We start from the raw sequence: 26,027 nt of genomic DNA, 5'->3' as shown, positions 1-26,027 counted from the left end.
CATGGCACATCTTCTGGGGGCCGAGGCCCTGCACCTCGAATATCCGACGAGGGTCGTCTTCGACTCCGTGACGCTCGGCATCGAGGAGGGGGATCGCATCGGCATCGTCGGCCGCAACGGCGACGGCAAGTCGAGCCTGCTCGGCATGCTCGCGGGCATCAAGGAACCGAACTCGGGTCGCGTCACGGTGCGCGGCGGAACGACGATCGGCGTGCTCGATCAGGCGGACACGCTCCCCGACGACCTCACGATCAGTCAGGCCGTGGTGGGCGACACCCCCGAGTACGAGTGGGCGGGCGACGCTCGCACCCGCGACGTGATCGAGGGGCTGCTGACCGACCTCCCGTGGGATGCCGAGATCGGCTCCCTCAGCGGTGGTCAGCGCCGCCGCGTCTCGCTCGCCCGCCTCCTCGCCGGCGACTGGGACGTCATCGCCCTCGACGAGCCGACCAACCACCTCGACGTCGAGGCGATCACGTGGCTCGCCGGGCACCTCAAGAAGCGCTGGGCCACCAACTCGGGCGCCCTGATGGTCGTGACCCACGACCGGTGGTTCCTCGATGAGATCTGCACCGAGACCTGGGAGGTGCATGAACGCATCGTCGAGCCTTTCGAGGGCGGGTACGCGGCGTACATCCTGCAGCGCGTCGAGCGCGACCGCATGGCCGCCGCCACCGAGGCGAAGCGCCAGAACCTCGCCCGCAAGGAGCTCGCGTGGCTCCGCCGCGGCGCCCCCGCGCGCACGAGCAAGCCCAAGTTCCGCATCGACGCGGCCAACGAGCTCATCGCCGACGTGCCGGAGATCCGCGACAAGGTGTCGCTGCAGTCGCTCGCCGTGTCGCGGCTCGGCAAGGACGTCGTCGACCTCCTCGACGTGGGCGTGACGTACCCGACCGTCGACGGCGGCGAGAAGACGGTGCTGCGCGATGTCGAATGGCGCATCGCTCCGGGCGAGCGCACCGGCATCCTGGGCGTGAACGGCGCGGGCAAGTCCACGCTGCTGGGCCTCATCTCGGGAACCGTCGAGCCGACGGTCGGCCGCGTCAAGCGCGGCACGACCGTGAAGGTGCAGACGTTGACGCAGCGCCTCGACGAACTCGACCAGTACTGGAACGACCCGGTGCGGGTGATCATCTCGGGCCTGCGCACCTCGTACACGCTCGGCGCCGGCTCGAAGGCGCAGGATCTCACGCCCGGACAGCTCCTCGAGCGGCTCGGCTTCTCGTCCGCCCAGCTCTCGACGCCGGTCAAGGACCTCTCGGGTGGCCAGCAGCGCCGCCTGCAGCTCCTGCTCGTGCTCCTCGACCAGCCCAACGTGCTGATCCTCGACGAGCCCACCAACGACCTCGACACCGACATGCTCGCCGCGATCGAAGACCTCCTCGATTCCTGGTCGGGCACCCTCCTCGTGGTCAGCCACGACCGCTACTTCCTCGAGCGCGTCACCGACCAGCAGTTCGCGATCCTCGACGCGCACCTGCGTCATTTGCCCGGCGGCGTCGACGAGTACCTGCGTCTGCGCCACCTCCAGACCTCGAACGCCGAGAAGGGCCAGGCGGTGAAGGCCGCGACGAGCGCGGCCGCGTCGACGGCATCCGCTCTCGACGGTGCCGCCCTGCGCACCGCGCAGAAGGAGGTCTCCTCCCTCGAGCGCCGCATCCAGAAGCTGACCCAGCAGGTGGATGCCGCCAAGCACGCACTCGCGGAGCACGACCAGGCCGACTACGCGGGTCTCGGCGAGAAGATGTCGAAGATCAGCGCGCAGGAGGCCGAGATCGAAGAGCTCGAGCTGCGCTGGTTCGAGCTCACCGAGCAGATCGGCTGACGCCCGCCCGACCCGCATCGGAACCGGGCGTGCGAACCAGGGACCGTCAGTACCTGGCGATCTCGATGCTGCGGGAATACCTTTGCCTTGCGACGCGCTGTGCTCTGGGCGGGGTCTGACGCCGGCCGGTGTCGCACAGCACGATTCTGCGGCACCGGGAGGTACACATGGAAGGACTCGAGGTCACGGTCCTGCTCGGGCTCACGATTCTCGTCGGCACTCTGATCGCACCGCGGGTGCGGCTGGCGCTGCCGCTGGTGCTCGTCGTCTTCGGGCTTCTGCTCGGCTTCGTGCCGGCGTTGCGCGAGGTGCAGCTGCCGCCCGAGACCGTGCTGCTGCTGTTCCTGCCGGTGATGCTGTTCTGGGAGAGCCTGACGACGTCGCTGCGGTCGATCCGCCGCGACTTCCGGTACATCCTCCCGATGAGCACGCTCCTGGTCGTCGCCTCGGCCTTCGCGGTCGCCGGCGTCGGCGTGCTGTTCGGGATGCCGTGGGAGATCGCCCTCATCCTCGGTGCCGCGGTCGCCCCGCCGGACGCCACCGCGGTCGCGGCCCTCGGCCGCCTGCTGCCGCGGCGCATGTTCATGAAGCTGAAGGCCGAGAGCCTCACCAACGACGGCACCGCGCTGGTGCTCTACGCCATCGCCGTCTCGCTCGCCGTCGGCGGCCAGGTCACCCCGTGGTCGGTCACCTGGACGGTGCTCGTGTCGTACGTGGGCGGCATCGCCGCAGGTGTCGTGATCGCGATGCTCGGCGTGCTGGTGCTGCGCCAGTCGAATCGTACGGCGGTCATCAACGTCACGATGCTGCTCATCCCGTTCTCCGCGTTCCTCGTCGCCGAGCTGATCCACGCCTCGGGCGTGCTCGCCGTGGTCGTGGCGGGGCTCATCGCCTCGTACGTCTCGCCGCGCGTCACGACGGCATCCTCCCGCCGCCAGTCCGACGCGGTCTGGCCGTTCGGGGTGTTCCTGCTCAACGGCGCGCTGTTCATCCTCATCGGTCTCGAGGTGCAGTACGTCGTGCACGAGATCTCGGCCGCGATGATCGGCTGGCTCGTGCTCACCTCGATCGCCGTCTGGGCGACGCTCGTGGTCGTGCGCTACCTCTTCCAGTTCTTCACCGGGTTCTTCCAACGGCCCGCCACCCGGCCGCCGCGCGGTCTGCGCGCCCGGTCGCGCGTGGTCTCGACCGTCGCCGGTATGCGCGGCGCGGTCTCGCTGGCGATCGCGCTGTCGGTGCCGACGAGTCTCGCCGAGGGGTCGTCGGGTCGTGACGAGGTCGTGTTCGTGACCGCCGGCGTCATCCTCCTCAGCCTGCTCGTGCAGGGTCCGCTGCTGCCGGCGGTCGTGCGCTGGGCGCGGATGCCGGTCGACCACGCCGAGCAGGAGGAGTACGAGCTCGCCGAACGGGCGATCTCGGGGGCCGCGCTCTCGGCGCTCGATGACCTCGCCGCCGAGCACGGCATCGGTCAGGAGGTGCGCGATCGCGTGCGCTCCGAGGGATACCAGATGCTCGAGCTCGCCAACGCGAAGGCGTTGGCCCGCGAGCAGGCGCTCGTCGACGCCGAGGCGCGCGAACTCGACGCCCTGCTCGACGCCCCCGACACGACGGCGCCCGGCGCCCCGGCATCCGATGCCCTCGACGATGCACTGGGCGTCGGGGGAGTGACGGATGCCGTCGACGGCACCACCCTGCAGATGATCGCGACCTCCACCGACGTCGACGTGCTGCAGCGCTCGCCCCTCGTGCGCCACGAGGAGCACACCCGGCTCAAGCTCGCCCTCCTCGACCGCAAGCGCGAGGTGCTGATCGGCCTGCGCCGCTCCGGCACCGTCGATGACATCGTGGTGCGGCGCATCGCCGCCCGCCTCGACCTCGAGCAGGTGCGCCTGCAGGGGATCGAGGAGTTTGACTGACCGACGTCGAAGGAGAGGACGCGCTCCGTACGGACCCGACACGCGCGGCCGTCGGGCCCGGTGACGCTGTGTGACAGTCGATTCCGCGCCCGGCGTCGCACCTGCCTAACGTATGGGAGTCCCTGAGAGAGGAACTCGCACACATCATGTCCCGTCGTACCACGTCCATCATCGCCGCGCTCGCCGCGGTCCCGCTCTTCGTCGCGCTCGCCGGATGCGCCACGTCCACCGATGCCGGCTCCGACTCGGGTTCGTCCGAGAACGAGGTCGTCAAGATCGGCGTCGTCGGCAAGGGCGACCCGCAGTGGCCCGCCTTCGTCGAGGCCGCTGAGGAAGAGGGCATCACGGTCGAGCTCGTCGACTTCGGTTCCTACGAGCAGCCGAACCCCGCGCTGACCGAGGGCGAGATCGACCTCAACCAGTTCCAGCACATCGTGTACCTCGCCGGCTACAACGAGGACTCGGGCTCGGACCTCACCCCGATCGGTTCCACCGCGATCTACCCGCTGGGCCTGTACTCGAAGAAGTACGACGACGTCGACAGCATCCCCGAGGGCGAGACCGTCGCCGTTCCGGACGACGCCTCGAACCAGGCGCGCGCCCTGCTCGTGCTCCAGTCGGCCGGCCTCGTCGAGCTCAAGAGCGGCGGAACCATCTTCTCCGACCTCGCCGACGTCGACACCGACAAGAGCAAGGTCAAGGTCACCGCGCTCGAGGCCGCGCTCATCCCGACCTCGCTGCCCGATGTCGCAGCCGCGATCATCAACAACGACTTCGTCGAGGACGCCGGTCTCACCTTCAGCGACGCGATCGCCCAGGACGACCCGGAAGACCCCAACGCGCTGCCGTACGTGAACATCTTCGCCGCTCGCGCCGAAGACGCCGACAACGAGACCTACCTCAAGCTCGTCGAGATCTTCCAGACCGACGAGGCCGTCCAGGCCGGACTCCTCGAGTCGTCGGGTGACACCGCGGTGCCGCTGCAGACGCCGGTCGCCGACCTCGTCGCCTCGCTCGAGAAGGTCCAGAAGGACACCGCAGCGAACAAGTGATCAGGGCGGGGACACCCCGCCTGATGCGAGAGAATCGGGTGGCGCCTCGTGCGTCACCCGATTCGTCGTTTCCCGACATCCCACCCACCGGAGCTTCCATGCCGATCGTGAGCCTGACCAACGTGTCGAAGGCCTATCCCTCCCGCGTACCGGGAGACGCCGAGATCATCGCCGTCGACGACGTGACCCTGTCGATCGAGAAGGGCGACGTGTTCGGCATCATCGGATACTCGGGGGCCGGCAAGTCGACACTGGTGCGCCTGATCAACGCCCTCGAGCCCGCCACCGGCGGCACGATCCTGGTGGACGGCGTCGACATCACCTCGCTCTCCGAGAGTGCGCTGCGCAAGGTGCGCGGCGGCATCGGCATGATCTTCCAGCAGTTCAACCTGTTCTCCTCGCGCACGGTGCGCGCGAACGTCGCATATCCGCTCAAGCTCGCGGGCTGGTCGAAGGCCGACATCGAGGCCCGCGTGACCGAGCTGCTCTCGTTCGTCGGTCTGTCCGATAAGGCCAAGGCCTACCCCGAGCAGCTCTCCGGAGGTCAGAAGCAGCGCGTGGGCATCGCCCGCGCCCTCGCCACGGGCCCCGCGATCCTGCTCGCCGACGAGGCGACCAGCGCGCTCGACCCGCAGACGACCCATGAGGTGCTCGATCTGCTCAAGCGGGTCAACCAGGAGCAGGGCGTCACCATCGTCGTCATCACCCACGAGATGGACGTGATCCAGACGATCGCCACGAAGGTCGCGGTCATGGAGAACGGCCGCGTGATCGAGCAGGGCGACGTGTTCGACGTCTTCTCCGCCCCGCAGAATCCGGCGTCGCAGCGCTTCGTCGGCACGGTGGTCAAGGGCGTTCCGTCGCCGGCCGAGCTGTCGGTGCTGCGTGAGCGCCACCGCGGACGCCTGGTCACCTTCTCGTTCCGCGACGGCGATTCCTCGCAGGCGCAGGTCTTCCTCGATCTCGCTGCGGCCGGCCTCGACTTCGAACTCGTCTACGGCGGCATCAACGACATCCGCGGGCGCGCCTTCGGTCACCTGACCCTGGCGATCCGCGGCGAGAGCGCCGCCATCGACCGCACCCTCGCGGCCATCGCCGAACGCGTCGAAGTCACCGAGATCGCACGAGAGGAGGCCCGCTGATGGATCGTCTGCAGGAACTGATGCCCGAGTTCTGGGCCGCCGCGCTCGAGACGCTGTACATGACGTCGTTCGCGCTCGTCCTCGGCGGCGTGCTCGGACTCCTCATCGGCGTCATCCTCTACGTGACCCGCCCCGGTGGTCTGCTGCCGAACCGCGCCGTGTCGATGCTCGCGAACCTCGCGGTGAACATCTTCCGTCCGATCCCGTTCGTCATCTTCATGGCCGTCGCGCAACCGTTCGCCCGCGTCGTGGTGGGCGTCGGTATCGGCACCACGGCCGGAGCCTTCATCATCGCCCTCGCCGCCTCCTTCGCGATCGGACGCATCGTCGAGCAGCATCTCGTCTCGGTGTCGCCCGGTGTCATCGAGGCGGCGCGCGCGATGGGCGCAGGCCCTCTCCGCATCCTCTTCACCGTCGCGATCCCCGAGTCGTTGGGCCCGCTCATCCTCGGCTACACGTTCATCGTGGTCGCGCTCATCGACATGACCGCGATGGCCGGTCTGATCGGTGGTGGCGGCCTCGGAGCGTTCGCGCAGATCTACGGTTTCCGTCAGTTCGAACCGGTCGTGATGTGGGCCGCGATCGCCCTCATCGTCGTGTTCGTGCATCTCGTGCAGATGCTGGGTACGCGCCTGGCGCGCAAGATCATGCGCCGCTGAGCGCGCCCGTCAGTCGCCTGCGGGGGCTTCTGCCGCGTCGTCGGCGGGAGCGTCCTGCAGGCGACGACGCGTCGTGAACACGCGATCCTCGCCCGACAGCGGGTCGGTGAAGCTCAGCTCGCGCGCGAGCAGCTGCATGGGCCGGGCGAAGTCGTCGGGCGCCTCCGGACGCAGCTCGGGATAGAACGGATCGTTCAGGATGCCGGCGCCCAGAGCCGAGAGGTGCACGCGCAACTGGTGCATCTTGCCGCTGTGCGGGCGCAGCAGCGTGTGCACGACCTGGTCATCGGTACGGATGAGCTCGATCAGCGTCTCCGAGTTCGGCTCGCGCTCGTCGTCGACCCGCACGCGCAGTTCGCCGCGATGCTTGTCGATGTGGGTGCGGTAGACGAGGGGGAGCGGATGCCCCGCCAGGGCCGGACGCTCGGGATCCCAGCCCTCGGGTCGGGCCGACACCGCCTCGTAGGTCTTCTGCACCCGGCGGGTCTCGAAGAGAAGCTGGTAGGCGCCGCGCGTCGCGGGGCGCGCGGAGAACATCAGCAGGCCGGCCGTCGCTCGATCGAGGCGGTGGATCGGAGCGAGGTCGGGGTTGTCGAGGAGGTTGCGCAGCCGCACCAGGGCGGAGTTCTGCAGGAACTTGCCGCCCGGCGTCGTCGGGAGGAAGTGCGGCTTGTCGACCACGACGAGGTCGTCGTCGCGGTGGAGGACCTCGATCTCGAAGGGGATGACGCTCTCGACCGGGGGCTCGCGGTAGTACCAGACGAACTCCACGCTCCCCAGGGGCGCATCGCGCGGCACTGCGCGGGCGTCGATGTCGACGATCTCACCGCGGTCGAAGCGCACCCGCAGCAGTTCCGGCTCGAGGTGGAAGAAACGCTCCACCATGTAGTCGGCGATCGTCGGCCATGGCCCGGTGAGCGGCACGTGCAGGCGCGTCGCGCCGACACCGTCGCGCACGGGAAGGGGCGAGGGCATGCCCATCAGCGCACGCCGCTCACGCGTCGAAGCTCAGGCTGAGCTTGCGCAACAACCCGGCCAGCCGATCGCGGTCGCCCCGCGACAGCGCCTGCAGCAGGTCGGCCTCGACGTCGACGAGGCGGGTGATCGCGGCATCCACCCGCGTGCGTCCGTCGTCGGTCAGCGTGACCAGGATGCTCCGGCCGTCGCCGGGATCGGCCTCTCGTCGCACCAGGCGACGCCCGACGAGGCGGTCGATGCGATTGGTCATCGTGCCGCTCGAGACGAGCGTCTGCTGCAGCAGCTGCTTGGGGGAGAGCTGGAACGGCGCCCCCGCGCGGCGCAGCGCCGAGAGCACGTCCCACTCCCAGGGCTCGAGGTCGCTGCGGCGGAAGACGTCGCGTCGCGCGCGGTCGAGGTGGCGCGAGAGCCGGTCCATGCGGGAGAGCACCTCGAGGGGCGAGAAGTCGAGGTCGGGGCGCTGGGTGTTCCAGGCGCCGACGATCCGATCGACCTCGTCCGTTGCGCTCATCCCTCCATTATCGCGCCCGAGGGCCCCGACTGCGCTTCGTCGCCGAGCTCGACGGTCATGAACGTGCTGTGCGGGTCGGGCAGGTAGGAGCCGAACGGGGCGCACTCCACGAACCCGGCTCGCGCATACAGCGCGTGCGCCGGGCGGAAGAACTCCGCGCTGCCGGTCTCGAGCGAGATTCGGCGGATGCCGCGGCTGCGGGCGTCGGCGAGCAGGGCGTCGAGCATCGCCCGCCCCAGACCCTGTCCCCGGCGGGCGGGCTCGGTGCGCATCGACTTGAGCTCCTCGTGACCCTCGGCGAGCGGAGCGAGTGCTCCCGTGGCGACGAGATCGTCGCCGTCGCGCGCTACGAACAGCCGCACGCCCGGGGCGAGGAGCCGATCGAGCGACAGCGCGTGCTGGCTCTCGGGCGGCGCGGTGCCGGCCATGTCGTCGTGGTGCGCGAGGAGGAACGCGGCGAGGCCGGGGGTCGGGCCCGCGACGCGGTCGATCAGGATGCTCATGGTCGAAGCATCCCAGAGCCGTGTTTCGCGCCGATGTCGGCGTGGCAGAATGAGCGGGCGGCTTTCCTCGCGGAGGCCGCGGTCCGCCGTGGTGTAATGGCAGCACGACAGCCTTTGGAGCTGTGAGGTCTAGGTTCGAGTCCTGGCGGCGGAGCATGACGGAGAACAACCTCGCGATCGTCGTCCTCGCCGCAGGGCAGGGCACGCGCATGAAGTCCCGGCTGCCGAAGGTGCTGCACCCGATCGGCGGTCGCCCGCTCGTCGGCCACGTGCTCACGACCGCTGCCCGGCTCGGCGCCGCGCACGTCGAGGTCGTCGTGCGGCACGAGCGCGACCAGGTCGTCGCGGCCCTCGCCGAGGACTACCCGGACGCCGTGTTCATCGATCAGGACGACGTGCCGGGCACCGGTCGCGCCGTGCAGGTCGCGATCGATGCCCTCCCCGACGACTTCACGGGCGACGTGCTCGTGCTGTCGGGAGATGTTCCGCTCCTGGAAGCCGACACACTCAGCGCCCTCATCGAGGGCCACCGAGCGGCCGCCGCCGCCGCGACGTTGCTGAGTGCGCGCCTCGACGATCCCACCGGATACGGCCGTGTCATCCGCGACGCGGACGGCACCGTGCAGCGCATCGTCGAGCAGAAGGACGCCACCGCCGCCGAGGCCGCCGTCACCGAGATCAACGCCGGCGTCTACGTCTTCCGCGCCCCCGAGCTGCGCAGCTTCCTCGCACAGGTCGGCCAGGACAACGCACAGGGCGAGATGTACCTGACCACCGTGATCGAACTGCTGCGAGGTGCGCAGCACCGCGTCGCGGCGGAGATCGCGGTCGACACCGCATCGACGTTCGGCATCAACGACCGTATCCAGCTCGCCGAGGCGGGACGCGTGCTCAACGAGCGCATCGTCCGCCGCTGGCAGCTCGAGGGCGTCACGGTCGTCGACCCGGCCACGACGTGGATCGACGACGACGCCGTGCTCGCCCCCGACGTCACGATCCTCCCGAACACGCACATCCTGCGCGCCACGACGATCGCGGAGGGCGCGATCATCGGTCCCGACACGTCGCTCGTCGGCTGCGAGGTAGGCGAGGGCGCGACCGTGCGCCGTACCGACGCGACGTTCGCGGTGATCGGAGCCGAGGCGACGGTCGGGCCGTTCTCCTTCCTGCGCCCCGGCACGATCCTGGGCGCGAAGGGAAAGATCGGCGCGTACGTCGAGACCAAGAACGCCGAGATCGGCGAGGGCAGCAAGGTGCCGCATCTGTCGTACGTGGGAGACGCCACGATCGGCCGCGGCGTGAACCTCGGCGCGAGCACGATCACGGCGAACTACGACGACGTGAACAAGCACCGAACGGAGATCGGCGACGAGGTGCACACCGGGTCGCACACGGTGCTCGTCGCGCCCGTTAGGCTGGGAGCAGGCGCGAAGACCGGCGCCGGCGCGGTCGTCCGCAAGGATGTTCCGGCCGGTGCACTGGCCATGACCGTCGCACCCCAGCGCAACATCGAGGGCTGGGTCGAGAAGAACAGAGCAGGGACGGGCGCGGCGGATGCCGTGGCCCGAGAGCGAGCGGCGGAATAGGCAGGCCATGGCCCGGAAGAAGAAGACGGTCGATCTGGATCGCGACAACGGGGTAGCCCCCGGCATCATCGCGAAGACCAAGAAGCGGCTCGTCGTCGCGGGTGGGCGCTCGCACCCCGAGCTCACGGCGGCCGTCGCCGAGGCCCTCGGCACGGAGATCGCTCCGGTCGAGCACCGCACCTTCGCCTCCGGCGAGATCTACGCGCGCTTCGAGGTGTCGATCCGCGGCGTCGATCTCTTCCTCGTGCAGACCTTCGGCGAGCCGGTCAACGAGTGGCTCATGGAGACGCTCATCATGATCGACGCCGCCAAGCGCGCTTCGGCCAAGCGCATCACGGTCGTCGCCCCGTACTATCCGTACTCGCGTCAGGACAAGAAGGGCCGCGGTCGCGAGCCGATCAGCGCCCGTCTCGTCGCCGACCTGCTCAAGACCGCCGGCGCCGACCGCGTGATGAGCGTCGACCTGCACGCCGCGCAGATCCAGGGCTTCTTCGACGGTCCCGTCGATCACCTCTTCGCCAAGCCCGTGCTGCTCGACTACTTCGAGCGCACGCTCTCGGCCGCGGACCGCGAGATCCTCACGGTCGTCTCGCCCGACATGGGGCGCGTGCGCGTCGCCGACACGTGGTCCGACAGCCTCGGCGCCCCGCTCGCGATCATCCACAAGCGCCGCGATCCGAAGGTCGCGAACCAGGTCTCCGTGCACGAGATCGTCGGGACGGTCGAGGGCCGCACCTGCCTCCTCGTCGACGACATGATCGACACCGGCGGCACGATCGTCAAGGCCGCGCAGGCGCTGAAGGCGGCCGGCGCGCACCGCGTCATCGTCGCGGCGACGCACGCGATCTTCAGCGACCCGGCATCCGATCGTCTGCAGGACTCCTCGATCGACGAGGTCGTCATCACCGACACGATCCCGCTCACCGAGTCGCGTCGCTGGGACAAGCTCACGATCCTCCCGATCGCTCCGCTGCTCGCCCGCGCGATCCACGAGGTCTTCGAGGATGGCTCGGTCACGAGCATGTTCGGCGGCGACGCGTAGGCCCATAGCCTTCGCCTCGACACGGCACAGCGGGCACATAGCCACCCTTCCTACGCTCGGATCATCGACACCGCGTCGACGACACCGAGCCGGGAGGACCACCATGATCCGCACGACCGTACCGACTTCCGTCCGCAAGGGATCCGCCCTCGTGGGCATCGCCGGACTCCTCGTCCTTGCCGGGTGCGCGACCACGCCGACCGACACCGGCGGGACGACCGACAGCACCTCGGGCACCGACAGCGCGACCGGCTCGGAGTCCTCCTCGGGCGCCGACGCGTCGTCGTCGTACGCCGACGGCACCTACACGGCGGAGGGCTCGTACCAGACCCCCGAATCGGTCGAGACGATCTCGGTGACCCTCACCCTCGCCGACGGCGTCGTCACCGACGTCGAGGTGACCGGTGACCCGCAGGCGCGCGAGACCGAGCAGTACCAGGGCGCGTTCATCGACGGCATCTCCGAAGAGGTCGAGGGCAAGGCGCTCGACGACCTGAACGTCAGTCGCGTGGCCGGATCCTCGCTGACCAGCGGTGGGTTCAACGCCGCCGTCGATGACATCAAGGAGCAGGCCGCAGCCTGATCCCCGACGGGTGATCTGGCGGTGGTGACGTGGTCGTGGTGATCCTGCGATGGTGATCTGGCGATTCGAGGCGATCGGCACGCGCTGGGAGATCGAGTCGGCCGATGAGCTGTCGGCGGACTCCCGCGGTGCCGTCGATGCCGTGATCGAGCGCTTCGACCGGGAGTGGTCGCGGTTCCGCCCCGACTCCGATGTCACGCGCCTCGCGCGCGAGGGCGGCATGCTCGCCTCTCCCGACGCGGGGGCGATGCTCGACGCGTACCGCGAGCTGTCGGATGCGACCGCCGGGGCGGTCAATCCGCTCGTGGGGGAGAGCCTCGAAGCCCTCGGTTACGACGCCGACTACTCGCTCACCGCCGCAGATCCGGTGATCGCGCCGGCCGATTGGACCGACCGGGTGCGGTGGACGACGGGCACGGCGGCGGTCGCGCATCCCGCACTGATCGACGTCGGTGCGCTCGGCAAGGGGCGTCTCGTCGACCTCGTGCGCGATGCGCTGAGCTCTGTCGCGGGTGACCTGATCGTCGATGCCGGCGGAGACCTCGCCGTGCGCGGCGCTGGTGCCGACGGCGCCGGTGTGCGCATCGGCCTGGAGCATCCGTTCGATCCGTCGCGGGCGATCGGCATCGCCACGATCCGTGACCAGGCCCTGTGCGCCTCGGCCATCAACCGCCGGGCCTGGGGCGACGGACTGCACCACGTGCTCGACGCCCGTACCGGACTGCCGGTGCGCACCTGGGCGGCGACCTGGGCGATCGCACCCGACGCCATGACCGCGGATGCCGTCGCCACCGCGCTCTTCTTCGACGGCGGCCCCGAACTCGCCGCCCGCTGGGGCGTCGAGTGGGTGCGCATGAGCACCGACGGCCGAGCGCAGCGCTCACCCGGGTGCCCCGTCGAGATCTTCACCCCCACCCGTTCGCCCCGATAGGGAAGAGTCGAGCTCATGAACCGTTCCTTCACCGCCGCACGGCAGCGCGTGCTCGCCCTCCTCGGGGCCCTGTCGATGTACCGGCTGGTGCTGTTCGCGCTCATCGCCCTCGCCGTCATTGCCCTCGGCCTGTCGGCGCTCGGGGTCATCGTCTCGCCCACACCGGTCGAGATCGTGGTGTCGTTCCTGGTGCTCGCCGTCGTGATCTCGGGCGTGGATGCGCTGGTGCAGCGTCTGCTCCGCCTGCCGTGGCGTATCGAGTCGTCGCTCGTGACCGCGCTGATCCTGCTCTTCGTCCTGCGCCCGGGCGTCGATGTGCAGGCGATCCTCGGTCTCGCGATCGCGGGCGCCGTGGCGAGCCTGTCGAAGTACCTGCTCGCCTGGCGCGGACGCCACATCCTCAACCCCGCCGCGTTCGGCGCCGCCGTCGTCTCGATCGTCGGGTCGTTCGGGGCGTTCTCGTGGCTCGGCACCTCGGCATCGTGGTGGGTCGGCACCCCGTCGCTCACGATCCCGGTCGTGCTGCTCGGTCTCGCCGTGCTGTGGCGCACCGAGAAGGTGCGGATCGTGCTGCTGTTCCTCGTGATCGCTCTCGCCACGTCGATGCTGCGCCAGTTCGTGCAGGCCCAGCAGGCCGGCCTCGACGCCGATCTCGGCACCGCGTTCTCGTTCGCGCTGCTGCAGTCGCCGTTCCTCTTCCTCGGGGCATTCATGCTCTCCGAGCCGCTGACCCTGCCGCCGCGGCGTTGGCAGCAGTTCTCGGTCGCCGCGGTCGTGGGCGTGCTGGCCGGCTGGCCGATCTCGATCGCCGGGCTGTTCACGCTCGGCCAGGAACGGGCGCTCCTCATCGGCAACCTCGTGGCCTTCGCGTTCGCGGTGCGCGGCTCGGTTCGCCTGGTGCTCGAGAAGCGCCGGTTCGTCACACCCACCGCGCAGGAGCTGACGTTCCGCGCGAAGGGGAAGGTGTCGTTCCTCCCCGGGCAGTACCTCGAACTCGACGTGCCGCATCACCGCCCGGACGCACGGGGAACCCGCCGCGAGTTCAGCATCGTCTCCGCTCCGGCCGACCTTCCGACGCTGCGCATCGCGTACAAGAACGGCGACCAGCAGCATCCGTCGTCGTACAAGCGCGCCCTCGCCGCCGCCGAACCGGGCACGACGCTCGCGGTCACCGGCACCTGGGGCGACTTCCTGCTCCCGCGCGGCGAGAGCCCTGTGCTGATGGTGGCCGCCGGCATCGGCGTCACGCCGTTCGTCTCGCAGCTCCGGCAGCTGCAGGCCCAGGGCGTCGAGCGCGACGTCGTGCTCGTGTACGTCGCGGCGGAGGCCGCCGAGCTCGCGTTCCGCGACGAGCTCGCCGCGACCGGAGCGCACGTGGTCGTGTTCACCCGAGACCAGCCGCACGACCTCCCGCCGCACTGGACCTGGGCGCACGGCATCCGCCTCGACGCCGACGGTCTCGACCGCTTCGTGCCCGACATCGCCGATCGTCATGCGTTCATCTCGGGTCCGCCTCGCCTGATCGCCGACCTCGCGCCCGCTCTCCAGCGCGCCCGTGCCTTGACCACCGACGCCTTCGCCGGGTACTGACCCGCGCGCGGTGCGCGCCGTCTCAGCCGACTGCAGCCCGCCGCACGTGCGCACCTGCACGGAGGAAACACGTCCGCACGGGCGGATGCCGGTTTCCACCGTGCAGACGTGCGCACTCCGTGCAGGTGTGATGCGTGCACTCTTTCTGCACTACGGAGCAGCTACGAGAGTTCTTCGCGCACGCGGCGGGAGAGCACTTGGCTGCTCGTCGAGATCGGTGACGATGGTCGGATGCTCTCGCCTGCACATGTGATCAACCACAGCGGCGGCATCGCCCGCGGCACCTTCCTGCATCGTTTCGGTCTGACACGGTTCCACGTTGCGCGAGCCGTTCGCGACGGGACTGTCGTGCGCGTGCGGCGAGGGGTGTTCGCGACTGATCGCACCGCCCCGGAACTCGTCGCCGCTGCTGCTCACGGAGGAGCGCTCACCTGCACGGCGGCGCTGCGGATGCACGGGATCTGGGTGCTCGATGATGATCCGGACCTGCATGTGTGGCTCGGAGAGAACGGACGCGTCCATCACACCGGATGCGACTGTGTCAGCCATTGGTTCGAGGGGGCGACGGTTCTTGGACTGGCGCCGCTCGAAGACGCGCTGGTGCATGTTTACGCCTGTCGCGGGGCGGAGGCGTTCTTCGTCGCTCTCGAATCGGCGATGCGTCAGCGCAAGATCGGGTCGGCCAGACTGTTGCGAGCGCGGCTGCCGGCGTCCGCGCGATGGCTCATCGACCTCGCTCGGTACGACGCAGGCAGCGGCCTCGAATCGCTCCTCCGGTTGCGGCTGCACCACCTCGGCATCCGCCTGGATTGCCAGGTGAAGATCGAGGGTGTGGGACGGGTCGACTTCGTCGTCGGCGGGCGACTCATCCTCGAAACCGACGGGGCTGAGCATCACGGCGACCCCGCGCAGCGGCATCGCGATCTGCAGCGCGATGCCGCCGCATCCGCGCGAGGATTCGAGACGCTGCGTTTCGACTACGCCCAGGTCGTGCACGACTGGCCCGTGGTCGAGGCGGCGATCATCGCCGCACTCGCCCGGGCGTCCTGACGTTGCGTGGCCTCGCTCATCTGCACGGCCGACGCACGTCTGCACGGAGCACACGGCGGATGTTCCGTGCAGACGTGACTTCTCCGTGCAGACGTGCGGCCCCGATGCCGTGCGGCCCCGATGCCGTGCGGCCCCGATGCCGTGCGGCCCCGATGCCGTGCGGCCCCGATGCCGTGCGGCTCCGAGGACGTGCGGCCCCGACGCCCGCCCCTACGCCTCGCTCGCCTCCGACGTCTCACCCTCGGCCGCCGCAACCGCGGGGTTCCGGGGCAGACGCACCGTGAACGTCGTGTCTCCGGGCTCGCTGGCGACGGAGATGAAGCCGCCGTGCCCCTCGACGATGGCCTTCGCGATCGCGAGCCCCAGACCCGTGCCTCCCGTCTGGCGGGCCCGCGAGCTGTCGCCCCTCGCGAAGCGGGCGAAGAGCTCGTCGCGCACGACCGGATCGATGCCGGGACCGTCGTCGTGCACGCGCAGCACGGCCTCGTCGTCCTCCTGCGCGACCGACAGGGTGATCGTCGTGCCGGCGGGGGTGTGCGTCCGCGCGTTGGCGAGCAGATTCGCGACGACCTGGTGCATGCGCCCGCTGTCGCCGACGACGACGACGGGCTCGTCGGGCACCTCGATGTTCCAGTGGTGATCGACGGCCGTCGGCCGGGCATCGGCCAGACTCTCGAGTGCGAGCTGCGTGAGGTCCACGGTGCCGTAGACCAACTCGCGCCCCTCGTCGAGACGTGCCAGCAGCAGCAGGTCCTCGACCAGACGCGTCATACGCAGCGATTGGGCCTGGATGCGCTCCAGAGACGTGGTCGTGCCCTCGATCGCCTCCGGTCCGTGCGCCTGCTCGAGAGCGCGCAGCGACAGCTCGGAGTAGCCCCGGATCGAGGCGAGGGGAGTCCGCAACTCGTGGCTGGCGTCGGCGACGAAGCGCCGCATCCGCTCCTCGTTCTTCTGGCGAGCGGCGAGTGAGGTGTCGACATGATCGAGCAGCTTGTTCAGCGATGCGCCGACGAGTCCCGCCTCGGTGCGCGGATCTGCCTGAGACGCGGGGATCCGTTCGGTGATCGACACCTCTCCGCGATCGAGGGGCTGGTTGGCCACGCGGGTGGCGGTCGCTGCGACCGCCCGGAGCGGTCGCAGTCCCACCCGGATCGTGATCGCCGTCGTGAGGGCGAGCAGGATGAGCCCGCCGATGGTCGCGAGCGCGATCACCGTGAGCAGCGCGGTGAGCTGATTCTGGATCGCCTCGCGGGGGAGGCCGGTCACGACCACGACGCCGGAGGGTGCCGTCGACGCGGTCACCCGGTACGAACCGAGGCCCTCGATCGTGACGTTCGCGACGTGCTGGCCGTTGAGAGCATCGGCGATCTGCACGAGCTGCGCCGAGGTGAGGGCATCCGTCCCACCCTCGAAATCGTCCGTCGAGCTCGGCACCACGACACCGTCGATTCCGGTCGCCGGGTTCTGGATCGCCACCAGGAGCCCGGGTTCGCCGCCACCGCGTCCGATGATGTTCTGGGCGGTGACGAGGTCGGGCGAGACCTGCTTGATGATCCGCGACACCGAATCCGCATAGCCGTAGATCCGCTCGTCGAGCTGTCGCTCGAGAGTGCTCCCCAGCGTCGCGCTGGTGATCACGGCCACGATCACGAGGATGAGCGAGACGAACCCGATGACGGCGGTCATCAGCCGCGTCTGCAGGCTCATCGGCCGACGCGTCATCCTCGTCTGCGTCACTGCGGGGCCTTGATCATGTAGCCGACGCCGCGCACGGTGTGCAGCAGGGGAGTGCGTCCGGCGTCGATCTTCTTGCGCAGGTACGAGATGTAGAGCTCGACCACCGACGACTTGCCGCCGAAGTCGTAACTCCACACGCGGTCGAGGATCTGCGCCTTCGAGAGCACGCGACGCTCGTTCCGCATGAGGTACCGCAGCAGCTCGAACTCGGTCGCGGTGAGCTCGATCTCGGTGCCGTCGCGCACGACCTCGTGGCTGTCCTCGTTGAGGGTGAGATCGGCGACCCGCAGGATCGACTGTCCGTCGTCGGCCATCGCGTGGCCGGTGCGGCGGATGATCGCGCGCAGGCGGGCGATCACCTCTTCGAGGCTGAACGGCTTCGTCACGTAGTCGTCACCGCCGGCGGTGAGGCCCGCGACGCGGTCGCCGACGGCATCCTTCGCGGTGAGGAAGAGCACGGGTACCAGGCTCCCGGATTCGCGCAGGCGCCGCAGCACGGCCATCCCGTCGAGGTCGGGCATCATGATGTCGAGCACGAGGGCGTCCGGCTCGAACTCGCGGGCGACCTGGAGCGCCTCCATGCCGGATGACGCGGTGCGCACCTCCCAGCCCTCCATGCGCAGGGCCATCGCGAGCAGGTCGGTGAGCATCTGCTCGTCGTCGACCGCGAGGATGCGCAGCGCGGTTCCGTCGGGGCGGCGCAGGTCGGGGAGATCACTGGTCATGCACTCATTCTGCGGAACCTCCTATGGGGTTTCTATGGAGCGCGCTATGCATAGCCTGTGAAGATCGGATGCCGTCATCCCCGGCCCCGTCATCCATAGCCTCTTCATCCATAGCCTCTTCATCCATAGCCTCTTCATCACCTCGCCCTCGAATCCGCATAGAGCGCATTCCTAACGTCGTCTCTGGCACCGCGACCTCCGCGGCAGAAGGAGAGAGATGTACGGAACATATCTGCGGCGCGAACTCGCGGGCCGCAAGAAGCAGACGACGATCGTCGCGATCGGACTCGCGATCGCGATCGGCCTCGTGATCATCGTGAACGCCCTGACGGCGGGCGTGCGCGACGCGCAGGCGCAGGCCCTCGAGTCCGTGTACGGCGTCGGCACCGACCTGACCGTCACCGGAGCTGCGGCGGAACCGGGGGAGGGCGGTGGCCCGCGCTTCGAGTTCGACGCCGACTCCGGCGAGACCGAGGGCGATACGACCACCCTCAACCAGTCCACGTTGAGCACCGATTTCATGCGCGGCACGCTGGAGGCCTCGGTGCTCGACACCGTCGCCTCGACCGAGGGCGTCTCGGCCGCGACGGGCGCACTGAGCCTCACCAACTCCACCTTCTCGGGCGAACTCCCGAGCGGCGGGTTCGGGCAGCAGGACGGCGCGACGCAGGGTGAGCAGGGGCAGATGCCCGCAGAGGGCCAGGCTCCTCCGCAGGGTGGATCCGATGGGGCGGGCGGCGGCGCGTTCGGCGTCGATTCCTTCACCGTCCTCGGCATCGACCCGGCGGCGACGGCGATCGGACCGCTCGCCTCGGTCGAGGTCGGCGACGGACGCGCGCTCGACGCCGACGACAGCGGCGCGCTCGTCGCCCTCGTCGACAGCACGTACGCGACCACGAATGACATCGCCGTCGGCGACACGATCGACGTCGCGGGGTCCGACGTCGAGGTGGTCGGCATCCTCACCTCCACCTCGGATGCGGCCGACACCGCGGCGAACGTCTACCTGCCCCTCGACACCGCGCAGGAGCTCTCGGGCGCCGGCGACGTGATCTCGACCGTCTACGTGCAGGCCGACTCGGCATCGTCGATCGACGCGGTGCAGGCGGCGCTCACCGACGAGCTGCCCGATGCGACCGTCACCTCGCAGACCGAGCTCGCGTCGAGCGTCTCGGGCTCGTTGTCGAGCGCGACGTCGCTCATCACCAACCTCGGCACGTGGCTCTCGATCATCGTGCTGGCGGTCGCCGTGCTGCTGTCGGTCCTGCTGACCCTCTCGGGCGTCGGGCGCCGCACCCGGGAGTTCGGCACCCTGAAGGCGATCGGATGGTCGAACGGGCGCGTCGTGCGCCAGGTGGCCGGGGAATCCATGGTGCAGGGCCTCATCGGGGGAGCGGTCGGCCTCGTGATCGGCATCGCCGGAATCATCGTGATCAACGTCATCCGGCCGACGGTCGCGGCGGGCGCCGCGGCCACCGAGGGTGCGCAGGGCGGCCCCGGCGGTATGGGCGGGCCGACGGGCGGGGGAGGGATGTTCCAGACCACGCAGGCGGCCGACATCGTGCTGCAGGCCCCCTTCACCCCGTGGGTGCTCGTCGCCGCGGTCGGTCTCGCGGTGCTCGGCGGCCTCGTCGCCGGTGCCTTCGGCGGCTGGCGCGCCGCCCGCCTCAGCCCGGCCGAGGCTCTGCGGTCGGTCGCGTGATCGCGCCGTCCACGACACCCACGACAGACCAGGAGAAGAAGATGACCATCACCGACACCACCGCCACCGCTTCGGAGACGGATGCCGCGGCGCCGCTGTACCGCGCCACCGGCGTCACGCGCACCTACGCCCAGAATGGGCGGACGGTGAAGGCGCTGACCGGCGTCGATCTCGAGATCGGCACCGGCGAGTTCGTCACGATCCAGGGGCCGACCGGCGGAGGGAAGTCCACGCTGCTCCAGCTGCTCGGCGCGCTCGACCGCCCGTCGTCCGGCTCCCTGACCCTCGGAGGCACCGAGCTCGCCTCGGCCTCGCCGAAGGAGCTCAGCCGCATCCGGGCCGAGGAGATCGGGTTCGTGTTCCAGGGGTTCAACCTGATCCCCACGCTCACGGCCGCCGAGAACGTCGACATGGCGCTCGAACCGACCTCCCTCGACAAGGGCGAGCGACGCCGTCGTGTGACCGAGGCGCTCGAACACGTGGGGCTCGCCGACCGCGGCGATCACCTGCCCACCGAGCTCTCGGGCGGTCAGCAGCAGCGGGTCGCGATCGCGCGGGCGATCGTCAAGCGCCCGCGCGTGCTGCTGGCCGATGAGCCGACGGGAAACCTCGACGAGAGCATGCGCGATGAGATCCTCGCGCTTCTCGAAGGGCTCTGCGCCGAGGGCATCACGATGATCGTCGTGACGCACGACTCGGCCGTCGCCCGCCGCGCCACCCGCCGGTTGCGGCTTTCGAAGGGCACCGTGCAGGACATCACGAAGTAGGCGAACGCACGAAGGGCCCCGGCGTGATGCCGGGGCCCTTCGTGTGCGTCAGCGCGAGGTCAGTGGGTGTCCTCTGCCTCGATCTCGGTGCGGTCGCCCGACCACTGCGTGTGGAAGGTGCCTTCCTTGTCGATGCGCTTGTAGGTGTGGGCGCCGAAGAAGTCGCGCTGACCCTGCACCAGGGCGGCGGGCAGGCGGTCGGCGCGGATGCCGTCGTAGTACGACAGCGACGACGAGAACGCCGGAGCCGGGATGCCGGCCTGCGCGGCGGTCACGACGACGCGGCGCCAGGCGGACTGGCCGCGGGTGAGCGCCTCGGCGAAGTACGGTGCGGTCATGAGCACCGGCAGCTCGGGGGTCTCGGCGTAGGCGTCGGCGATGCGGTTCAGGAACTGTGCGCGGATGATGCAGCCGCCGCGCCAGATCTTCGAGATCGCCCCGAGGTCGATGTTCCAGTCGTACTCGGCGGCGCCGGCACGGATCTCGTCGAAGCCCTGCGAGTAGGCGACGATCTTCGACGCGTACAGCGCGAGGCGCACGTCCTCGATGAACTGCTCGGTGTTCTCGGCCGAGACGGTGAACTCCTCGTCGGGGCCCGGGAGGGCGCCGGCGACCGCGCGCTGCTCGGGGTGCGACGAGAGCGAACGGGCGAAGGTCGCCTCGGCGATGCCCGAGACGGGAACGCCGAGCGAGAGGGCCGTCTGCACGGTCCACGCCCCGGTGCCCTTGGCGCCTGCCTGGTCGAGGATGACGTCGACGAGCGGCTTACCGGTCTCGGCGTCGACCTGGCGGAGCACCTCGGCGGTGATCTCGATCAGGTACGACTCGAGCTCGCCCTTGTTCCACTCGGCGAAGATGTCGGCGATCTCGGAGGGGCTCTTGCCCGTGCCGCGACGGATGAGGTCGTAGGCCTCCGCGATGAGCTGCATGTCGGCGTACTCGATGCCGTTGTGCACCATCTTCACGAAGTGACCGGCACCGTCGTGGCCGACGTGCGTCACGCAGGGCTCGCCCTCGGCGATCGCCGCGATGGACTTCAGGATCGGGCCGAGGGTGACCCACGACTCGTCCGAGCCGCCGGGCATGATCGAGGGGCCCGTGAGGGCGCCCTCCTCGCCACCGGAGATGCCGGCGCCGACGAAGTTGATACCGGTCTCGCGCACGGCCTTCTCGCGACGGATCGTGTCGGGGAAGTACGCGTTTCCGCCGTCGACGATGATGTCGCCGGGCTCGAAGACCTCGACGAGCGAGTCGATCACGGCATCCGTCGGGCCGCCGGCCTTGACCATGATGATCGCCGTGCGCGGCTTCTGCAGCGAGTCGGCGAACTCCCGGTAGGACTGCGCCGGGATGAAACCGGCCTCGGGGTGCGCATCGAGAAGGCTCTGGGTCTTCTCGTAGCTGCGGTTGAAGATCGCCACCGTGTTGCCCTCGCGGCTGGCGAGGTTGCGGGCGAGGTTCGACCCCATGACGGCGAGTCCGACGACTCCGATGTTGGCTGATGCTTCGGGCACAGAAGGCTCCTCGATCGTGAAGAAGGGTTGTTCTCAGCGTATCGCTGTCACCGGGGACCCGTGCGCGTGTGTCTCGGTTTGCGTCAGCGACCGGCAGGGCGCCGCTCCGGGGGCCTCTACGCTGGATGCAGACGGCGTCTTCGAGGAGGAATCAGCGTGGTGAACAGCGGACCCAGACTGCGAGCGGTGGTAACGGTGCCGTTGCCCGAGGAGCAGTGCCGACTGATCGAAGAACTCGAGCCCCGGCTGGAGGTCGTGCGCGACCACTCGCTCGTGCATCCCGCGCGCTGGCCCGCCGACTGGTCGGGGGATCCCGACCACGTGCGCACCGCCGAGCAGCAGACGGCGTTCGACGCGATGGTCGACTCCGCCGATGTTCTCTTCGGCATCCCCGATGTGGACGCGGCGGCGCTCGCCCGCACCGTACGTGCGAACCCCGCCCTGCGCTGGGTGATGACGACGGCGGCGGGCGGAGGGGCTTCGGTCAAGGCCGCGGGTCTCGACCGCGCCGAACTCGATCGCGTCGTCTTCACCACGAGCGCGGGCGTGCACGGCGGCACGCTCGCCGAGTTCTCGGTCTTCGCGGTGCTCGCCGGGGCGAAGGGACTTCCCCGGCTCCTCGCCGACCAGCGCAGCCGCACCTGGCCGGATCGCTGGCAGATGCATCAGCTCGACGAGATGACCGTGCTGGTCGTCGGCCTCGGCGGCATCGGAGCGGAGTGCGCGCGCCGCTTCCACGCGCTCGGCGCGACCGTGTGGGGCACCACCCGTTCGGGTGAGCCGGTGGATGGCGTCGACCGTCTGATCCCGCTCTCCGAGCTGACGGATGCCGTGGCCCAGGTCGACGCGATCGTCGTGACCCTGCCGGGCACCGAGCAGACTCACCACCTGATCGGCGCCGACGTGCTCGCCGCCGTGAAGCCGGGACTGATCCTCACCAACGTCGGTCGCGGCACGGTCGTCGACGAGGCCGCGCTCCTGACGGCTCTCGACGACGGGCGCGTGGCGTTCGCCGGCCTCGACGTGTTCGAGCAGGAGCCGCTCGCCGATCAGTCACCGCTGTGGAGTCACCCCCGGGTCCTCGTGAGCCCGCACACGGCGGCGATCAACGCGAACGAGGAGGAGCGCATCGCGCGCCGCTTCGCCGACAACGCCTCCCGGCTGCTCGACGGTCGACCGCTGCGTGCGGTCGTCGACACCGTCGAGTTCTACTGAGCGGAACTCTCTTGAGCGCGTTCGACGGAGGAGGAGTTCGATGACCGTGCGAATCATCGTGATGGGGCCGAGTGGCTGCGGCAAGTCGACGGTGGGCCTCGCGCTCGCCGAGAGCATCGGGGCCCGGTTCATCGACGCCGACGACCTGCACCCGATCACGAACGTCGACAAGATGGCCGCCGGCATCCCGCTCGACGACGACGATCGGATGCCGTGGCTCGGCGTCGTGGGACGGGCGCTCCAGGCCGACGATCGGATCGTCATCGCGTGCTCGGCGCTGCGTCGCATCTACCGCGATGCGATCAGGGCGGAGTCGTCCGATGCGTTCTTCGCGGAGCTGACCGTCGACAGGGCGGCGCTGGAGGAGCGGATGCGTGCTCGGACCGATCACTTCATGCCGGCGGCGCTGCTGGACTCGCAACTGGCCACCCTCGAGTCGCTCGAGAGCGACGAGAACGGCATCCGCGTCGAACCGGCGGACGTCGAACGCAGCGTCTCGTTGATCCGGGCGGCGATCGGGGACCCGGCCGCCTGAGGCGTCAGTCCTTGCGGTAGCCGGAGCGGCCGAGCGAGAACAGTGCGGCGAAGCTGGCGATCGTGGCGCCGACGGTCATCGCGCCGATGACCCAGAGGATGACGTGCGAGAAGAAGGCTCCGTCGAGCATGAGGGGTCTCCGTGATCTGCGAGAAGGCGAACGGTGTCCCCAGCCTATCGGGTGATCCGGTACCATTGATCGAGTACCTCGGCGAGGGATGATCGCGCGCGTGCGCGAGCGTCCGTTATCGACGCGGCGATGCGAGTCCCCGGTGGCTTTCCTCACGTGTCCATGTCGAGAACACGACAACACACAGACCACCGCGCGGCGCAATCGCTGCGTGCCCCGAAGGAGAACCTCATGTCTGAAGACACCAAGGTCCAGGCCGAGCTGCGCAACAGCTTCGGCAAGGGCTTCGCCCGCCGTCTGCGCGCCGCCGGCAAGATCCCGGCCGTCATCTACGGCCACGGAACCGAGCCCGTGCACGTCGCACTGCCCGGCCACCAGGTCTCGCTCATCATCCGTCGCGCCAACGCGCTGCTCGAGCTCGACATCGAGGGCACGCCGCAGCTCGCCCTGGTCAAGGACGTCCAGAAGGACCCCGTGCACCAGATCATCGAGCACATCGACCTCCTGGTCGTGAAGAAGGGCGAGAAGGTCGCCATCGACGTGCCGATCGTCGTCACCGGCGAATCGGCTCCCGGCACGATCGCCAACCTCGACGCGACCACGCTGTCGATCGAGGCCGAGGCCACGCACATCCCGCAGAACGTCGAGGTCTCGGTCGAGGGCCTCGAGGACGGCACGCACATCACGGCTGCCGACGTGAAGCTCCCGAAGGGCTCGACGCTGCTGACCGACGCCGAGGTGCTCGTCGTCGCCATCTCCATCCCGGCCCTCGAGGTCGAAGAGGACGAGGCGCCCGCCGAGGGCGAAGAGGCTGCCGCCGAGGAGCCCGCCGCGGAGTGATCTCCGGCTGAATCACCGACAGAGGGGGCGCGATCCGATCGCGTCCCCTCTGTCGTACCCCGACCGGGCGGCCGTCGCGCGCCCGTGCGAGAGGATGAGGACATGACTTCCCCCTGGCTGGTGGTGGGGCTCGGCAATCCGGGCCCGCGCTACGAAGCGACCCGTCACAACATCGGGCAGATGGTTGTCGACGAGCTCGCCGCGCGCCGCAACGAGAGCTTCCGCGAGCACAAGGGCGGAGCGCGCGTCGTCGAGACCTGGCTCCGACCCGGCGGCGACAAGCTCGTGCTCGCGAAGCCGAACACCTTCATGAACGTGTCGGGCACGCCCGTGGCGGCGCTCGCGCGCTTCTACTCGGTGCCGGCGGAGCAGATCATCGTCGTGCACGACGAGCTCGACATCCCCTTCGACACCGTCAAGCTGAAGACCGGGGGAGGGCATGGCGGTCACAACGGCGTGCGCGACATCGCGCGCGCGATCACCACTCCCGAGTTCCCACGTGTACGGGTCGGGATCGGGCGCCCCGTCGGACGCCAGGATCCGGCGGACTGGGTGCTCTCGCCGTTCGGCAAGGACGAGAAACCGAACCTGCCGATCCTCGTCTCGGATGCCGCGGACGCCGTCGAGCTCCTCATCGGCGAGGGACTCCTCGCCGCCCAGCAGAAGCATCACGCGCCGCGCTGAGGCGCAGGGTGCGGAGTCGTGCTGCGCAGGGCGCGGAGTCGTGCTGCGCAGGGCGCGGACTCGGGCTGCGCAGGGCGCGGACTCGGGCTGCGCAGGGCGCGGACTCGGGCTGCGTAAGGCGTCGAGTCGTGCTGCGCAGGGCGCCTCAGCTGTAGAGGCCGATCCCTCCGGCTGCCGCTCCGGCGCCGAGCGCGACCCCGGCGATGAGGAAGAAGATCGCGGGGCCGACGACCGCGACGATGAGCGCGCCGATTCCCTGGCCGCGACCGCGCTTGCGTGCGATGGCCATGATGCCCAGCGCGATCGCGGCGATGCCGAGGATCGTGCCGGCCCAGAACGAGATCTCCGCCCACAGCACCTGGTCGCGGGCGGGGGAGAGGACGGCGAGCGACGAGAGGTCGTCGCTGTTGAGGCGCACGATCGCCTCGGGCACCCGTCGGCCGATCTCGTACGAGGCGAACGCCGCCACGATCGGCGTGACGACGGCGGCGACGAGAGCGAAGACCAGCGACAGCGTGCCGGTCAACTTCGACGGCCGGGGTGCCGGGTCGGGCACGGTGTACGCACCGGTGGGAGCCGTGTATCCGCCGACCGGCACCTGATAGGCCCCGGGAGGCGCGGCGTAGCCGGGCGCCGGCGGAACGGGCGGAACGGACGCCCCGTACGCCGCAGGTGCGAGAGCCGGAGCGGCAGCGGGCGGTGCGGGTGCGACGGGCGGTGCGGCCGGCGGAGCCGGGGGAACGAAGCCTGAGGGCACGGAACCGGACGGCGGAGGAAGCTGGGGATCGGTCACGAGGTCATCCTAGGGTG

Annotated in this window: 25 protein-coding genes and 1 tRNA gene; 18 read left to right on the top strand and 8 right to left on the bottom strand. The window is 69.7% G+C overall.

Features of this window, described 5'->3' with window-relative positions; all coding sequences use genetic code 11:
* The first annotated feature begins 1 nt into the window (after nt 1).
* The 5 genes from ACZ5Y9_RS12735 (at nt 2) to ACZ5Y9_RS12715 (ending at nt 6,594) form a co-directional block, all read left to right on the top strand.
* Nucleotides 2–1,825, top strand: coding sequence for an ABC-F family ATP-binding cassette domain-containing protein (locus ACZ5Y9_RS12735; protein WP_464471497.1), 1,824 nt, complete (start codon nt 2–4; stop codon nt 1,823–1,825).
* 167 nt (nt 1,826–1,992) lie between these two features.
* On the top strand, nt 1,993–3,741 hold the full coding sequence (locus ACZ5Y9_RS12730) for a Na+/H+ antiporter (protein ID WP_464471496.1): 1,749 nt from the start codon (nt 1,993–1,995) through the stop codon (nt 3,739–3,741).
* Between the two features lie 146 nt (nt 3,742–3,887).
* Complete coding sequence (locus tag ACZ5Y9_RS12725; RefSeq protein WP_402792246.1) at nt 3,888–4,793, top strand: MetQ/NlpA family ABC transporter substrate-binding protein; 906 nt, start codon at nt 3,888–3,890, stop codon at nt 4,791–4,793.
* A gap of 98 nt (nt 4,794–4,891) precedes the next feature.
* A complete protein-coding gene (locus ACZ5Y9_RS12720; RefSeq protein WP_247634301.1) occupies nt 4,892–5,935 on the top strand; it encodes a methionine ABC transporter ATP-binding protein in 1,044 nt (347 codons plus the stop codon).
* Entirely contained in the window at nt 5,935–6,594 is a 660-nt protein-coding gene (locus ACZ5Y9_RS12715) for a methionine ABC transporter permease (RefSeq protein WP_247624862.1), read from the top strand. Before ACZ5Y9_RS12720 ends, ACZ5Y9_RS12715 begins: the two co-directional genes overlap by 1 nt.
* A 9-nt stretch (nt 6,595–6,603) precedes the next feature.
* Here ACZ5Y9_RS12715 and ACZ5Y9_RS12710 read toward each other — a convergent pair whose 3' ends face one another.
* The 3 genes from ACZ5Y9_RS12710 to ACZ5Y9_RS12700 are packed head-to-tail and all read right to left on the bottom strand — an operon-like array spanning nt 6,604 to nt 8,586.
* The gene (locus tag ACZ5Y9_RS12710) at nt 6,604–7,575 is read right to left on the bottom strand and encodes a pseudouridine synthase (protein WP_464471495.1); all 972 of its coding nucleotides are present in this window, start codon (nt 7,573–7,575) and stop codon (nt 6,604–6,606) included.
* Between the two features lie 13 nt (nt 7,576–7,588).
* A complete protein-coding gene (locus ACZ5Y9_RS12705) occupies nt 7,589–8,083 on the bottom strand; it encodes a MarR family winged helix-turn-helix transcriptional regulator (RefSeq protein ID WP_247624860.1) in 495 nt (164 codons plus the stop codon).
* On the bottom strand, nt 8,080–8,586 hold the full coding sequence (locus tag ACZ5Y9_RS12700) for a GNAT family N-acetyltransferase (protein ID WP_247624859.1): 507 nt from the start codon (nt 8,584–8,586) through the stop codon (nt 8,080–8,082). The genes ACZ5Y9_RS12705 and ACZ5Y9_RS12700 overlap by 4 nt, the downstream gene beginning before the upstream one ends.
* 82 nt (nt 8,587–8,668) lie before the next feature.
* Here ACZ5Y9_RS12700 and ACZ5Y9_RS12695 point away from each other — a divergent pair.
* The 7 genes from ACZ5Y9_RS12695 to ACZ5Y9_RS12665 all read left to right on the top strand — a co-directional run bounded on the left by ACZ5Y9_RS12695 (nt 8,669) and on the right by ACZ5Y9_RS12665 (nt 15,368).
* Nucleotides 8,669–8,740, top strand: a tRNA-Gln gene (locus ACZ5Y9_RS12695).
* Between the two features lies 1 nt (nt 8,741).
* Nucleotides 8,742–10,172 carry a bifunctional UDP-N-acetylglucosamine diphosphorylase/glucosamine-1-phosphate N-acetyltransferase GlmU gene (gene glmU / locus ACZ5Y9_RS12690; protein ID WP_464471494.1) on the top strand — a complete coding sequence of 477 codons (1,431 nt, stop codon included), beginning with the start codon at nt 8,742–8,744 and terminating at the stop codon, nt 10,170–10,172.
* 7 nt (nt 10,173–10,179) lie between these two features.
* Complete coding sequence (locus ACZ5Y9_RS12685; protein WP_247624857.1) at nt 10,180–11,214, top strand: ribose-phosphate diphosphokinase; 1,035 nt, start codon at nt 10,180–10,182, stop codon at nt 11,212–11,214.
* A gap of 103 nt (nt 11,215–11,317) precedes the next feature.
* Nucleotides 11,318–11,797 (top strand): FMN-binding protein, encoded by a 480-nt coding sequence (locus ACZ5Y9_RS12680; RefSeq protein ID WP_247634304.1) that lies wholly within the window; start codon nt 11,318–11,320, stop codon nt 11,795–11,797.
* A gap of 49 nt (nt 11,798–11,846) precedes the next feature.
* Nucleotides 11,847–12,728: an FAD:protein FMN transferase gene (locus ACZ5Y9_RS12675; protein ID WP_464471493.1), complete on the top strand. Its 882-nt coding sequence runs from the start codon at nt 11,847–11,849 to the stop codon at nt 12,726–12,728.
* 15 nt (nt 12,729–12,743) lie between these two features.
* Nucleotides 12,744–14,318: a flavodoxin reductase gene (locus tag ACZ5Y9_RS12670; RefSeq protein ID WP_464471492.1), complete on the top strand. Its 1,575-nt coding sequence runs from the start codon at nt 12,744–12,746 to the stop codon at nt 14,316–14,318.
* 231 nt (nt 14,319–14,549) lie between these two features.
* Nucleotides 14,550–15,368, top strand: a complete 819-nt coding sequence (locus tag ACZ5Y9_RS12665; RefSeq protein ID WP_464471491.1) for a DUF559 domain-containing protein — start codon at nt 14,550–14,552, stop codon at nt 15,366–15,368.
* A 210-nt stretch (nt 15,369–15,578) separates the two neighbouring features.
* Here ACZ5Y9_RS12665 and ACZ5Y9_RS12660 read toward each other — a convergent pair whose 3' ends face one another.
* Both ACZ5Y9_RS12660 and ACZ5Y9_RS12655 read right to left on the bottom strand, forming a co-directional pair.
* Nucleotides 15,579–17,075 (bottom strand): sensor histidine kinase, encoded by a 1,497-nt coding sequence (locus ACZ5Y9_RS12660; protein WP_464471490.1) that lies wholly within the window; start codon nt 17,073–17,075, stop codon nt 15,579–15,581.
* Between the two features lie 26 nt (nt 17,076–17,101).
* Nucleotides 17,102–17,830, bottom strand: coding sequence for a response regulator transcription factor (locus ACZ5Y9_RS12655; protein ID WP_464471489.1), 729 nt, complete (start codon nt 17,828–17,830; stop codon nt 17,102–17,104).
* Nucleotides 17,831–18,047: 217 nt separating this feature from the next.
* Between ACZ5Y9_RS12655 and ACZ5Y9_RS12650 the strand changes: the two genes are divergently transcribed.
* Both ACZ5Y9_RS12650 and ACZ5Y9_RS12645 read left to right on the top strand, forming a co-directional pair.
* Nucleotides 18,048–19,532: an ABC transporter permease gene (locus ACZ5Y9_RS12650; RefSeq protein ID WP_464471488.1), complete on the top strand. Its 1,485-nt coding sequence runs from the start codon at nt 18,048–18,050 to the stop codon at nt 19,530–19,532.
* A gap of 41 nt (nt 19,533–19,573) precedes the next feature.
* Nucleotides 19,574–20,299, top strand: a complete 726-nt coding sequence (locus tag ACZ5Y9_RS12645; RefSeq protein WP_464471487.1) for an ABC transporter ATP-binding protein — start codon at nt 19,574–19,576, stop codon at nt 20,297–20,299.
* A 59-nt stretch (nt 20,300–20,358) separates the two neighbouring features.
* On the opposite strand, the gene gndA is transcribed toward ACZ5Y9_RS12645, so the two are convergent.
* On the bottom strand, nt 20,359–21,768 hold the full coding sequence (gene gndA / locus ACZ5Y9_RS12640; RefSeq protein WP_247625265.1) for an NADP-dependent phosphogluconate dehydrogenase: 1,410 nt from the start codon (nt 21,766–21,768) through the stop codon (nt 20,359–20,361).
* 222 nt (nt 21,769–21,990) lie between these two features.
* Between gndA and ACZ5Y9_RS12635 the strand changes: the two genes are divergently transcribed.
* Together ACZ5Y9_RS12635 and ACZ5Y9_RS12630 are read left to right on the top strand one after the other, a co-directional pair.
* The gene (locus ACZ5Y9_RS12635) at nt 21,991–23,028 is read left to right on the top strand and encodes a D-2-hydroxyacid dehydrogenase (RefSeq protein WP_464472744.1); all 1,038 of its coding nucleotides are present in this window, start codon (nt 21,991–21,993) and stop codon (nt 23,026–23,028) included.
* 40 nt (nt 23,029–23,068) lie between these two features.
* On the top strand, nt 23,069–23,563 hold the full coding sequence (locus tag ACZ5Y9_RS12630) for a gluconokinase (RefSeq protein WP_247956578.1): 495 nt from the start codon (nt 23,069–23,071) through the stop codon (nt 23,561–23,563).
* A 4-nt stretch (nt 23,564–23,567) separates the two neighbouring features.
* Here ACZ5Y9_RS12630 and ACZ5Y9_RS12625 read toward each other — a convergent pair whose 3' ends face one another.
* Nucleotides 23,568–23,693: a hypothetical protein gene (locus tag ACZ5Y9_RS12625; RefSeq protein WP_281731609.1), complete on the bottom strand. Its 126-nt coding sequence runs from the start codon at nt 23,691–23,693 to the stop codon at nt 23,568–23,570.
* Between the two features lie 231 nt (nt 23,694–23,924).
* Between ACZ5Y9_RS12625 and ACZ5Y9_RS12620 the strand changes: the two genes are divergently transcribed.
* Together ACZ5Y9_RS12620 and pth are read left to right on the top strand one after the other, a co-directional pair.
* Entirely contained in the window at nt 23,925–24,533 is a 609-nt protein-coding gene (locus ACZ5Y9_RS12620; protein WP_247624845.1) for a 50S ribosomal protein L25/general stress protein Ctc, read from the top strand.
* Between the two features lie 102 nt (nt 24,534–24,635).
* A complete protein-coding gene (pth, locus tag ACZ5Y9_RS12615; RefSeq protein ID WP_404598464.1) occupies nt 24,636–25,217 on the top strand; it encodes an aminoacyl-tRNA hydrolase in 582 nt (193 codons plus the stop codon).
* 145 nt (nt 25,218–25,362) lie between these two features.
* Here the strand turns inward: pth and ACZ5Y9_RS12610 are convergent, their stop codons facing one another.
* A complete protein-coding gene (locus ACZ5Y9_RS12610) occupies nt 25,363–26,010 on the bottom strand; it encodes a hypothetical protein (RefSeq protein ID WP_464471486.1) in 648 nt (215 codons plus the stop codon).
* Between the last annotated feature and the right edge of the window lie 17 nt (nt 26,011–26,027).

The sequence above is a fragment of the Microbacterium sp. T3-8 genome (assembly GCF_055398145.1).
Note: the sequence above shows the minus strand (reverse complement) of the source record. Positions and strands in the feature narration are given on the sequence as shown.